This is a genomic window from Rickettsiales bacterium, from assembly GCA_035765535.1.
GTDB lineage: Bacteria > Pseudomonadota > Alphaproteobacteria > Rickettsiales > JABCZZ01 > JABCZZ01.
The window spans coordinates 596191-608792 of sequence record DASTXE010000006.1; the positions used below are offsets into that span (position 1 = coordinate 596191).

Annotated in this window: 14 protein-coding genes; 8 read left to right on the top strand and 6 right to left on the bottom strand. The window is 51.9% G+C overall.

Annotated elements, in window-relative coordinates:
• The first annotated feature begins 24 nt into the window (after positions 1–24).
• From VFT64_11600 to VFT64_11625, 6 genes are all read left to right on the top strand, one after another.
• On the top strand, positions 25–429 hold the full coding sequence (locus VFT64_11600; protein HEU5048473.1) for a hypothetical protein: 405 nt from the start codon (positions 25–27) through the stop codon (positions 427–429).
• A gap of 52 nt (positions 430–481) precedes the next feature.
• A complete protein-coding gene (locus VFT64_11605; GenBank protein HEU5048474.1) occupies positions 482–1363 on the top strand; it encodes a CsgG/HfaB family protein in 882 nt (293 codons plus the stop codon).
• A 74-nt stretch (positions 1364–1437) separates the two neighbouring features.
• Positions 1438–2907 carry an AlkA N-terminal domain-containing protein gene (locus tag VFT64_11610; protein ID HEU5048475.1) on the top strand — a complete coding sequence of 490 codons (1470 nt, stop codon included), beginning with the start codon at positions 1438–1440 and terminating at the stop codon, positions 2905–2907.
• Position 2908: 1 nt separating this feature from the next.
• On the top strand, positions 2909–3400 hold the full coding sequence (locus VFT64_11615; protein ID HEU5048476.1) for a methylated-DNA--[protein]-cysteine S-methyltransferase: 492 nt from the start codon (positions 2909–2911) through the stop codon (positions 3398–3400).
• Entirely contained in the window at positions 3397–4701 is a 1305-nt protein-coding gene (locus tag VFT64_11620; protein HEU5048477.1) for a TIGR03862 family flavoprotein, read from the top strand. The genes VFT64_11615 and VFT64_11620 overlap by 4 nt, the downstream gene beginning before the upstream one ends.
• Before the next feature lie 9 nt (positions 4702–4710).
• A complete protein-coding gene (locus tag VFT64_11625; GenBank protein HEU5048478.1) occupies positions 4711–4992 on the top strand; it encodes a cysteine rich repeat-containing protein in 282 nt (93 codons plus the stop codon).
• 49 nt (positions 4993–5041) lie between these two features.
• Here the strand turns inward: VFT64_11625 and VFT64_11630 are convergent, their stop codons facing one another.
• The 5 genes from VFT64_11630 to VFT64_11650 form a co-directional block, all read right to left on the bottom strand.
• Positions 5042–5605: a 5'-methylthioadenosine/S-adenosylhomocysteine nucleosidase gene (locus tag VFT64_11630; protein HEU5048479.1), complete on the bottom strand. Its 564-nt coding sequence runs from the start codon at positions 5603–5605 to the stop codon at positions 5042–5044.
• Between the two features lie 24 nt (positions 5606–5629).
• Positions 5630–6031: a helix-turn-helix transcriptional regulator gene (locus VFT64_11635; protein HEU5048480.1), complete on the bottom strand. Its 402-nt coding sequence runs from the start codon at positions 6029–6031 to the stop codon at positions 5630–5632.
• A gap of 223 nt (positions 6032–6254) precedes the next feature.
• The gene (locus VFT64_11640) at positions 6255–6581 is read right to left on the bottom strand and encodes a hypothetical protein (protein ID HEU5048481.1); all 327 of its coding nucleotides are present in this window, start codon (positions 6579–6581) and stop codon (positions 6255–6257) included.
• A 14-nt stretch (positions 6582–6595) separates the two neighbouring features.
• Positions 6596–7288 carry an acyl-homoserine-lactone synthase gene (locus tag VFT64_11645; protein ID HEU5048482.1) on the bottom strand — a complete coding sequence of 231 codons (693 nt, stop codon included), beginning with the start codon at positions 7286–7288 and terminating at the stop codon, positions 6596–6598.
• 185 nt (positions 7289–7473) lie between these two features.
• Complete coding sequence (locus VFT64_11650; GenBank protein HEU5048483.1) at positions 7474–8229, bottom strand: LuxR family transcriptional regulator; 756 nt, start codon at positions 8227–8229, stop codon at positions 7474–7476.
• 589 nt (positions 8230–8818) lie between these two features.
• Between VFT64_11650 and VFT64_11655 the strand changes: the two genes are divergently transcribed.
• Positions 8819–10303: a YdiU family protein gene (locus tag VFT64_11655; protein ID HEU5048484.1), complete on the top strand. Its 1485-nt coding sequence runs from the start codon at positions 8819–8821 to the stop codon at positions 10301–10303.
• A gap of 1 nt (position 10304) precedes the next feature.
• Here VFT64_11655 and VFT64_11660 read toward each other — a convergent pair whose 3' ends face one another.
• Positions 10305–11234 carry a histone deacetylase family protein gene (locus tag VFT64_11660; protein ID HEU5048485.1) on the bottom strand — a complete coding sequence of 310 codons (930 nt, stop codon included), beginning with the start codon at positions 11232–11234 and terminating at the stop codon, positions 10305–10307.
• A 169-nt stretch (positions 11235–11403) separates the two neighbouring features.
• On the opposite strand from VFT64_11660, the gene VFT64_11665 reads away from it, so the two are divergent.
• The gene (locus tag VFT64_11665; protein HEU5048486.1) at positions 11404–12594 is read left to right on the top strand and encodes a glycoside hydrolase family 16 protein; all 1191 of its coding nucleotides are present in this window, start codon (positions 11404–11406) and stop codon (positions 12592–12594) included.
• Positions 12595–12602: the final 8 nt, after the last annotated feature.

Sequence of the window (12602 nt, forward strand, 5' to 3'; positions counted from 1 at the left end):
TTTATTAACAAGCGGAAGCGGACAATGATAATACGATTTCTAATCTCGGCAGCTTCACTGGCCCTGATAACCGCCAGCAGCGCCTATGCCAGCCCGCTGGTATTTCAGGGACAGAACGCCGCTCTCTTTCCGGGAGCGAATCCGAGCGACACGGCACTGCTGATGAACAGTGTTCCCAAACCCGCGAGCGATCCCACTTCCCAAGCCAATCTGACATCGGCAAATCTTATCCAGTCTGCGATTGAAAGCCAGATCAGCAGCAAAATTTACAATGATATATTTGGCTCCGGTGCTGCCAGTTCCGGAAGCGAAGTGCTGGGCAACGGTAATATTATCAAATGGCAGCCCGATCCCAGCGGAACCGGCGTGCAGGTCACGATCTATTATGCCAACGGCGGCTCCAGCATTATCTACGGCAGCGCCCCTTAGTCATCGCATCATTACCTATTCTTCTGTTCCTCTATCACGGGCATGACATCTCATGACATTTAAAAAACTTTCCCTTTTTGCTTCTGCGCTGATGCTGCTTTCCGCCTGCGCGCCGCATTCAAACATCTACGATAACGCCATGGTGGAAGAAGCGAAGGTCAACACCACGACCCGCGCGGATGATATATTGAAGAACCTGCCCGCCCCCAAACGCAAAGTGGCCGTAGTCGCATATGATTTCCAGGACCAGACGGGGCAATTCAAGAACAACGGCAACTATACGGATTATTCGAGCGCCGTCACCAAAGGCGGCTATTCCATCCTGATCAAGGCGCTGCTCGACACAAGCCACGGCCAATGGTTCACCGTTTCCGAACGCGGCAACCTGAAGGATCTGCTGCAGGAACGTCAGCTCATCAAACTGACCCGGGCGCAATATGCGGGGCCGCGCGGTGGCAAACTGGGCGAATTGCCGCCACTGGTATATGGCGGCATGTTACTGGAAGGCGGCATTATCGCCTATGATTCCAACGTGCTGACAGGCGGCGCTGGCGCCGCATTTCTCGGTATCAGCGGATCGGTGCAATATCGCCGCGATCTGGTGACGGTTTACCTGCGTGCCGTAAGCGTGCAGACAGGGGAAGTGCTGCTTTCCGTCACGAGTTCCAAGACCGTCTATTCTTCATCGCTGGATGCAAACTACATAAAATACGTCACGATTGACCATTTATTGCAGACCGAAGCGGGCGTCACCTTAAACGAACCGACGCAGCTAGCCGTGCGGCAGGCAGTTGAAACCGCTGTCTATTCCCTTATCATGGAAGGGGCGATCGACAACATATGGAGCTTCAAACGTCATGCGGAAGGTGACGAAGCCATCAACAATTATATTGCACGGCGTGACGGGGTCGACAAAGTTACAGCGAAAAAATAAGGTCGTCTGGGAAGCCTTTATATAGATGTCCGAAAATGGCTATCGCCTATGCAGGCTTGTGCTATGATGCCCGCATGAAAAACATTCAGGATGATAATGCGCTCTATACCGCATTCAAAGCGCATGACCCGCGATTCGATGGCGTATTTTATGTCGGTGTAACCTCAACCGGCATTTACTGCCGCCCTGTCTGCACGGCCAGAACGCCCAAACAGGAAAACTGTCATTTTTTCACCTCCGCAGCCGCAGCGGAAAAAGCTTCTTTTCGTCCCTGCCTGCGCTGTCGCCCCGAACTTGCACCGGGTAGTGCTCCCGTAGATGACGCGCAGCGTATCGCGCGCCAGATCGCAGACCGACTGGAAACCTCACTGGAAAATGATGAGAGCAATCTTGAACATATTGCGGCGCAATATGAGCTGAGCTCACGCCAGATCCGTCGCATTATCCAGAAGGAATTCGGTGTCTCTCCCATTGAACTGCTGCAGACAAGACGGTTGCTACTGGCAAAGCAATTGCTGACGGAGACTGCCCTGCCCGTCACGGAAATAGCTTTCGCCAGCGGCTTTGGCAGCCTGCGCCGCTTCAACGATGCGTTCCTCACCCATTACGGCATGCCGCCCACGCAACTGCGAAAGAATGCTGCCGGCTCGGCAGAAGCGGCAACAAAAGACCATATCACGCTTCAACTTTCCTACCGCCCGCCTTATGACTGGGAAACCATTCTGTGCTTTCTGGAAGGGCGCGCAATGAAAGGAGTGGAGCATATAGAGGAAGGACAATATTGCCGCAGCGTCAGGCTTTCCGGTCACACAGGCTGGCTCCGTGTGCGTCATGCTCCCAAAGGATATGCGCTGCAGGCAGATGTCTCCCTCTCTTTGACGCCGGTATTACCTGCGCTGCTGCACAGGCTGCGCAATCTCTTCGATCTTGCCGCTCAGCCGGAAATTATTGAAGCGCATTTGAAGCAGAGCCCGCTGTTAAAGCAGACCGTTACACACCATTCCGGCCTGCGCGTACCGGGAGCATTCGATGGCTTTGAACTGGCTGTACGCGCCATACTCGGCCAGCAGGTGACCGTTAAAGCGGCCACCACCTTTGCAGGTCGCGTAAGCACTGCATTCGGTGAAAAGATTACAACGCCCTGGCCTGGGGTGAGTCGCCTGAGCCCCACGCCGGAACGCATTGCGGCATTAAAACAGGAGGATCTGGGAGCGCTCAGCATCATCCGCACACGCTGCGAAAGCATTCTCGCACTGGCAAGAGAGATGGTTTCCGGTCGCCTGAAACTCGATGCCGGAACCGACTTTGCCACCACCTCTGCAAAACTCACCGCCCTGCCCGGCATCGGCGCATGGACGGCGCATTATATTGCCATGCGCGCACTGCGCTGGCCGGATGCATTTGTGAAAGAAGACATCGCCGTGCGCAATGCGTTAGGTGGCGTCACGCCGAAACAGGCAGAACATATATCGCAAGCATGGCGCCCCTGGCGCAGCTACGCAGTACTGCACCTATGGCACTCGCTACCCAAGAAAGGAGCTTAATATGACAACGCAATATTACACCACCATGCCAAGCCCGCTGGGCGAGATCGTACTGACATCAGACGGCGCTTGTCTCACTGGTCTCTACGTGCCGCGCAACACACATTATACATCCGCGCAGCAGGGCACAAAAGATTCCAAACCGTTTCATGAAGTTATAAAGCAACTGGAGGAATATTTTGCAGGAAAGCGCCGTGATTTTGACCTGTCACTCGCACCGCGCGGCACAGCTTTCCAGCAGCGCGTATGGCAGCAATTATGCCGCATTCCGCACGGGGAAACCCGCACCTACGGCAAACTTGCCCAGGCAATCGGACAGCCGACGGCATCACGCGCGGTTGGGCTTGCCAACGGCCAGAATCCTATCGGCATTATCGTGCCCTGCCACCGCGTCATCGGCAGCAATGGCAAGCTCACCGGCTACAATGGCGGTGTCGAAGTCAAACAGTGGCTGCTGGATCACGAATCAGGACGTCCCAAATTACCGCTTTGACGCGCTCATCCGCCACTGCTATCGTGCGGCGCATGGAACAGCAAAGCAATATCGCTATTATCGGCGGCGGTCCGGCGGGACTAATGGCCGCGCAGATACTCGCGGAAGCAGGACAGCGCGTAACGGTCTATGACCGTATGCCTACCCCCAGCCGCAAACTGCTCATGGCCGGACGCGGCGGCCTGAATCTCACCCATAGCGAACCTTTAGAAACCTTCATTAGCCGTTACGGTGAAGCTGCTGAGTGGCTTGCCCCGTACATTCAGGCATTCCCGCCCGAAAAATTGCGAGCATGGTGCGAAAACCTCGGCCAAGAAACCTTCACGGGCAGCAGCGGCAGGGTATTTCCGCGCAGCATGAAAGCAGCCCCGCTATTGCGCGCATGGCTGAATCGTCTGGAACAGTTGGGAGTGCGCTTCGCAGCACGCCACTATTGGCAGGGTTGGGAAGGAAACGCACTGCGCTTTACGGATGCAGAAGGCAAACCGGTTCTGGTGACACCGGATGCCACACTGCTTGCCCTCGGCGGTGCTTCCTGGCCGCGCCTTGGCTCAGACGGAAGCTGGACAAACATTCTGGAAAATGCCAGAATTCCACTGGCACCGCTGCGCCCCGCCAATTGCGGCTTCACAGTAAACTGGTCGGATTATTTCAAGGAACGCTTCGCCGGGCAACCGCTTAAACCAGTCGCGATGACGCATAACGGTGTGACACGCCAAGGCGAAGCGATGATTACGGCACAAGGGATAGAAGGCGGCGTGATATACGCTCTGTCTACTGCACTTCGTGAAAGTATTGCCACCACAGGCAAAGCGACTCTAAAGCTCGACCTGCGTCCCGGACAGCCAACAGAAGCACTGGCTCATAAACTGGAAAACACTCCGCGCGGCAATAAATCTTTCAGCACCTATTTGCGTAAATGCGGTTTGTCGCCGCTCGCTATTGCGCTATTGCGCGAAACCTCAGCACAGGAGCTGGCAGGGCTTACACCCACTGCACTTGCTGCGCACATGAAAGCACTGCCAGTCACACTTACCGGAACGACAGGAATCGCTCGCGCCATTTCCACCGCAGGCGGTATCAGCAAAGAAGCATTGGATGAGCATTTTATGCTACATGAAAAACCTGGTATTTTCGCAGCAGGCGAAATGCTGGATTGGGAAGCACCAACAGGCGGTTACCTGCTACAGGCCTGCTTCAGCACGGCCGTGGCGGCAGCGCAAGGAATACTGCAATTCCTGGACAAACGAAGACTCCTCATCTCGGAACCGTATAATCCAGTGCAACTTAACTTACTTTAGGAGACATCCATGAAAACTATCATTGGCACTTTTGTGCTCGTATCTTCGCTCGCCTTGCTTTCCACTACGGCTTATGCAGCGGGCGGCGGACGCAACGCCTGCAAACAGGACGTTCAAACGTACTGCAGCGACGTGCAGCGCGGCGGCGGACGTATCGTTAAATGCCTGAAAGAGCATGAAAAGGATCTTTCCAGCCAATGCGCAACTGCCATGGGTAAACTCGAAGACCGTATGCAGGAACGTAAAGATAACAAAAGCTCCGGCAGCGACGATTCTTCCAGCACCAATTAAAATGCATAATCCCGTCCGGCTAACCCTGGACGGGTAAGCGCTCATAATATTAAACTGCAAAACGGCTGACAATACCGGCAAGGGTGCGCGAGGCCGCATCGAGATTCTGTTGCCAGTCGATATGGGAACTGCCGTCCGCCCCGTCGGTAATATATTTCACGCAGGCAAACGGAATGGATTTCAGATGGCAGACTTTTGCCAGCCCATAAGCTTCCATGTCGATAATATCGCAGGGAATGGGGGGCGGTGTTTGCAGGAACGAATCACCTGATCCGCATATACCATGTTCGAGTTCATGAAATACCGTCGGAAATTCCAGCATCGCCGGATGCGGGTCGAACGGCGTCACGCCATGCTCGAACCCCAGCCCCGTCACATCCATATCCCGCTGCACAAAACCGCGTGCCGCAACGACTTCTCCCGTGCGGAAAGTCCGGCTGCCTGCCGTGCCTACATTCACTACAAACGGTGTGGCAGGATGATTCGCGAGATATTGCGTCAGCGCAAAAACAGCATTGACCTTGCCAACACCGGTATAGATGACGTCCATACCGTGCTGCTCAATGAGACCGTTACTTTCCTGGGAGAGCGCCATCACGATCAGGGGACGCATATGATTTCCCGCCGCGAGAAAATATTACAGACCGTTGGAATACATCGTGCGCAACAGGTCCGCCATACGCTTGCGCAGGCCCGGATCCTGAATCCTTTTGAAGGATTTCATCGCTTCGATCACTTCACGGTTTGAAGCGCAGGCTGCACTATCTTCGGTATTGTCATTCACCGGGCGCGCAGGCACAGCTTTTTTCCTGGAGCCATTCTGGTCCAAACCTTCAAAGAAATAAGAAGCAGGTACTTGCAGAAACTGTGCAAATTCACACAGCCTTCCGGCATTCATGGCATTGATACCTTTTTCGTATTTCTGCACCTGCTGCGACGCCATGCCGACGCCTTTTGCCACTTCGGCCTGGCTCAAACCCAGCGCAGCGCGGCGCTTACGCAGCTGATTGCCTACATGTATATCGATAACACGCTTCATACTGACACCCACATTACTCACTACAGTTGAGTAACGCGAATGATTATTCACGTCAAGATCAATATAATAGCATTCACCGCTGTAAAATGCCTGACCGTCTCTATCCCAAGATAAAACAGTCAATTACAACGGTATCTTTTTTTTGAAACTTCTCCCGTAAGAGGCAGTAAATGTGGCGGGATTTTCCCGCAGCATTCACCGCCTCTTTTACAAGGGCTTTAGATCAATGTGTAAAGTGGTTGAAAAGCTCTTTATTGTCTTCTTCTACCATTTTCACAATCTCTGCTTTGACTGAAGCATCGTTGGTCAGGCAAAACTGCCTGAACAACTTGAACGCAATCAGGATATCAGCCGGCGCAAACGGCAGGTCGCTCGGCTGCTTGGTTCCATAAAGATGGTTTACTTCGTCGATTGCCTTCCTGAGAATGCGGTGCACAGCCAGTTCATTCTTTTCAACAGCGTCGTTTGCCAGGAATTCCAAGCACACCACGACATCATCGTGATTCTCGCTATACATGGACGGTATATTATTCTTTTCTGCAATCTTCATGGCTTGATCCTTTCTTAAGCTAACTCTTTGATTCTATCTCTTTCAACAACACCCTTGCTCTTGCGTGCTTCACGCACCAAAATATGCTCAAGCCCTTCATTGGATAGAAGTAATGAATGATGGATATCCGTTTTCTTCCTGAGATTAACCAGTATCTCAGAGTTTACATGTATCCATGCTGCAACTACCTTTTCGCCGGAGGCCAACTCAGTCACCGGGCCGATATGTTCGATAGGCCAGCCGGAATTGACAAATACGGCGCGCCATATCAGCGGCGGCATAACGCCGACCATGCCCTTGATGCCAACCGCCAGCGCATACTCGATTTTCGCCTGCAATATTTCCAGCTTCACCAGCTTGCGCATGGCTGCAGGCAGATTCCGGTCCACACAGAAGCGTGAGGATTCCCATATATCGTTACCTTCCGGCAATTCCATGGTGGTGACCATGTCCGGCCACAGATTTTTAATCATATAGGCCCGGTCCGTCGGCGCCATGCGTGAACAGCCGCGCACCACGCCATCCTCTCCGCGCCAGATAACATAGACCGTCGCCGGTGTATCATAGGTGTCGTATTCCATATCCTTGAAGATGGGAATGTCGTAGCTCTGGCGTTCCTTGAATTCCTTATAGCGGAGCCTCAGCATCTGGGGAATGATGTCACCATATTTGTGCGCATTCTCGATCGATACAATATGCACTCCCATAGCCCCTCCTTCATGCAGTTGCATCCCACAGCTATGGCAATAATTCGAATAAATGTATTGCCCCCTAATTAGGGGACACATAATGGGACACCTGAAAATGCCACGCAGAAGGATTGCTTAATCTAAGAACAGCTTAAAGACGGATAACCATCAGACAGGAAAGAATAAACGCTAACTACAACGCACTAGCAGTTTGGGGTGTATTTATGTGGAATATTGGGATGAATCAGCCCCAGCATAACGGCTTTGATCACTGCCAGCTGGATGGAATTGACACCCAGCTTCTGATAAATCCGGTTCATATAGGTTTTTACGGTATCATCGCTGATCTGGAGAATATCACCGATTGCCGTTCTGCTCTTGCCTTCTGCCGTCCAGGTTAATACTTCCTTTTCACGCGCAGACAGCTGAATGATCGGCATACAGACTTTCGTTTCCTTTTCCTGATAGAAAACATGGAATTGAGAGCATAACGCATAGACAAGGCTCACAGAATTCTTATCCATGCTGGTGCCGCCCATGCTGCTGGCAATCCCCATGCCTACAATCTGGCCGCAACTGCCATGCAGGGAAAGGCCGATTCCCTCAAGCAATTTGGCTTCGCGAGCTTCTTCCATCAGAACATGTTCGTCCTGCGCAAGACCCTTTTTGATTTCCGGCAGGTCGTTCCATAGAAAATAACCGGGACGCTGCTTGATAACCTTAATAACGGGATCGACGTCCACATACCCTTTGGCGAAATAATATTTCATCCAGTCTTCGGGGTAATTTCTGAGAATGCCATGCCCGCGGGACTGCTGCAACTGAGGGTGATCCGTAATAAGAGAATAGACTACCCGGTCAAATCCGAGCTCCAGCAATGCCTTCTCTAAGACGCTGAATGCGTCCTCAACCGAGCACGCACTGTTAATGTCGGCGACGTATTGGACAAAATCCACCACAACAGGAACCTTTTTAGGCAAAGCTCTACAGGCTGCAAAACCCATAAAAATATACGCAGCGTATATTAGTATTCCATGGATATAAATAGCAAGTAAAAATGTAAAAGCAGCGTGTAAGTTGTGTTATATCAAGACGGTTTTTTAGGCCATCCGAAGCATGCCACCATTATCATTTGCAGCACCAAGTATCTGTAATACAACAAAATAATTATGGGACAACCACCGTATCATCTCCCGCCCCTGCTGTTCGTCGTCGACCTCGACCACAGGCTCCCAATGCGCTGCAGGATACTGCTTGGCAAAGACAAAAAAACCGACACCGTAATATTTACAGCAATACATCATATCGTATAATTAAGGGTAGACTCCAGGCGCTGACCAGGATGAATATATGTAATTCTCCGTATAAACCAAGAATCGCCAAAAGACCAGTTATCCCGAGACAACCTTTTTACCTAAACAGTGTTTCCTGCCTTTGCAAGTAAAATTATCCGAATCCGGATTTTGATTGTACCTCATAAGGTAAAGCCTGTAGAACCCATTCCGCATTTACTGAACTCCAGTGTAATTAGTAAATATAATATAACAAATGATCGCTTCATCAAAACCATTCGACTTCGATAACAGCTATGCGCGGCTGCCGGAACAATTCTATCGCAAATTGCCTCCGGTACCGGTCAGCTCCCCTCGTCTTATTGCTTTCAATTATGTTCTTGCACAAGAGCTGGGAGCAAGCAACGCGAGTCTGGAGACAGCACCCCTTGCCGCTATCTTTTCAGGCAATGTTATACCGGAAGGCGCAGAGCCGCTCGCGCTTGCCTATGCCGGGCATCAATTTGGCCACTTCGTGCCGCAGCTGGGGGATGGCAGAGCCATTCTGCTGGGCGAGGTGAAAGATCCGCACGGCATCCGGCGTGACATCCAGTTGAAAGGCTCAGGCCCCACACCTTTCTCACGCAATGGGGACGGCAGGGCAGCGCTGGGCCCCGTGATACGTGAATATATTGTCAGCGAAGCCATGCATGCGCTGGGCATCCGCACAACGCGCTCACTGGCTGCCGTTACGACCGGCGAGCCTGTCTTCCGCGAAACTGCCCTGCCCGGCGCAATCGTAACACGCATTGCCGCAAGCCATATCCGCATCGGCACGTTTGAATATTTTGCAGCACGCGGCGATCACTCATCGGTGAAACTGCTCGCCGATTATACGATTGCGCGGCATTATCCGGAAGCCGCCCACACGGCTAATCCTTATATTACATTTTTTGAAAGCGTTGCACAGGCGCAGGCTGCACTTGTCGCAAGCTGGATGCGCGTGGGCTTCATCCACGGGGTGATGAACACGGATAATATGGCAGTCTCCGGTGAAACGATCGATTACGGCCCTTGTGCTTTCATGGACTATTATGATCCCATGATGGTTTTCAGTTCTATCGACAGAGGCGGACGTTATGCATTCAGCAACCAGCCGCTAATCGCGCAATGGAATCTTGCACGGCTGGCCGAATCATTGCTGCCATTGTTCAATGCGGAAATCCCCAAGGCTGTAAAAATAGCCGAAGAACGGCTGGCTGCCTTTCCGATCATCTTCCGTCAATACTGGCTGAAAGAAATGCGTGATAAGCTTGGCCTGTTCACACAGGAAGAAGAAGATATCGCTCTCATCGAGGATCTGTTGCAACTGATGCATAAAGCTGAGGCGGATTATACTGTAACCTTCCGCCTGCTATCCAATGCGGCAGCTGAATCAGATGATAAACCACTGCTCCAGTTATTCGAAGAAGCGCAAGGCATAACACAGTGGCTGCAACGCTGGCGCACGCGACTTATGCGACAGCCGCAATCTACAATGGAACGCGCGGAAAAAATGCGGCAGGCGAACCCTGTTTACATTCCGCGTAACCACCGGATCGAACAGGCCATACAGGCTGCCGTGCAATTGGATGATTTCTCATGGATGCAACGCCTGCAACAGGTGTTAGCACAGCCTTATCAGGAAAAGGAAGAGTACGCCCAATACGCGTTACCGCCGCTACCTTCCGAGCGCATAACCAAAACTTTCTGCGGTACATGAATCAAGCAGCAAATGCCGAAAGGTAACTTGCTGTGCTTGCAGCCAGAGAAGGCAGCCAGTAACCACCTTCCAGAAAAGAGACCACTTTCCCCTCGCAGCATTTTTCCGCGACATTGCGCAATTGCTCGCCTATCCATTGATAATCTTCCTCCATCAGCATGAAACCCGCCAACGGGTCATTACGATGTGCGTCGAATCCAGCCGACACAAGAATAAGCTGCGGCTCGAACGCCTCAATAGCCGGTATAACGCGTGAAGAAAAAACTTCACGGTAATGTCCACCATCTGTTCCCGCAGGCAACGGCAGATTAAGAATATTGCCTGCTCCCTGTTCATTTTCATTCCCGGTTCCGGGATAATGCGAACGCTGGTGCGTAGAAATATACAGCACCCTTTTATCCTGCTCAAAAGCATCCTGCGTGCCGTTGCCATGATGCACGTCAAAATCCACGATTGCCACGCGTTTTAATCCATGCGTACTCATTGCATGAGCCGCAGCAATGGCAATATTGTTGAACAGACAGAACCCCATAGCCCTGCTGGGTATCGCATGGTGACCGGGCGGACGCACGGCGCAGAAAGCGCTGCTATAAGTGCCTCCCAGTACCTTATCCACTGCTTCGCATCCGGCCCCTACTGCATGCAGCGCCGCCTGCAGACTACCTTCTGAAATAATAGTATCAGGATCAAGCGCGTGATGAGTTCCCGCCAGCGAAACTGCATGCTGTACACGTTCATAATGCGCAGGTGTATGCACAAGCAGAACCTGAACCTTAGTAGCCGCTGGAGCTTCGAGAAACTCTAAATGACGCGAGAAATCGCTGGATTTAAGCGCAGCCAGAATCACCGGCAAACGTTCGACCGATTCCGGGTGACCGGAACCTGTGTCGTGCCGCAGGCAATCCGAATGTGAAAATACCGCAATACTCATGATACGTATTCTATGCCACGAACGTATATTTTTTCTATTATTATCTGGTCTGCGTGCCTCGTTTGTACTAAAATCATTTGTATTATTTGACTGCGCTTTTGTGTTGCGTTTACCGGCTGCTATGCCGGCATATTTTCTTAAATAGTCCCTGATACTGACGGAGGTTCTTATGAAATTCCGTGCTATATTGGTTGCTCTAACGGCATATCTGGCAAACATAGGACTGGCCATAGCGCAAACGGGCTGCCCCTCCCCCCAACCCTATTCCAACATGACGCTCACCTTCTTTGACACTTTTAAAAATGGTGTCCTGGATACTTCAAAATGGACGACCGTAGCTGCAGGCGGTGCCAATGCAATCAACAATGAGCTTCAGGCTTATATTCCTTCCGGCGTTCAGGTGCTGTCCACGGGAGGTTTGCGCCTGCAAGCTAACCAGCAATCCTTCTGGACACAAAATTATACCTCCGGTGAAATCGTAAGCCGGGGCCATTTTACCCAGACTTACGGACGCTTTGAGATGAGCGCAAAAATGCCTAACGGTAACGGGCTCTGGCCCGCTTTCTGGCTCCTGCCGGACAGCGGTCAGTGGCCGCCCGAGATCGATGTTCTGGAATATATCTACGCACCCAACGGCTTTATGCCGAATTACCCCAACACCACCTCCGGCGCATTCCAGGCGTTGCATTGGAAAGACAGCACCGGCAACCGTTCCATAGGCTTCACCAAATATGGTGATTTCGGTTCAACCTATCATACCTATACGATCGACTGGCGCCCGGGATCGCTGGTGTATATCATCGACGGCATCGTGCAGAATTGCGTGATCGACGACGCCACAACAGGCACACGCGTACCGAGCCAGCCGATGTATATACTGGCTAATCTGGCCATAGGTCCCGCAAATTCATGGTCGGGTACGCTAAGCAGTTCAACGCTGCTCCCCGCCAATATGGATATACGCTATATCACGGCCTATAAATTCAATGACCTGCCGCCTGCGCCACCGCTCCCCATCACAGTAAAAAATATTACTGCTTCCAGCACGGTCATTACTCCCGGTCAGACCGTGACGCTCAGTGCGGATGTCGTCATCGGCAATACCACGCTTCCCGGCCCCACTGCCGTGCAGTTCCTCATCTATAATTACGACGGCAGCCAGCTGCTCAATGCCGTGAATTATACCGGCCCTTCATCTTTCCTTGCCAACACCACATACCATAGCAGCGTATTTTATACATTTTCAGCCAATACAGTTCCCGGCATTTATACCTTCGCCGTAGCCCCTTTCTGGAACAACTGGGCATCAAGCTTCTGGTTTCCGGCAAAAAATGCTCCTCCCATTACCTTATCGCGGTAAAGCAAAGA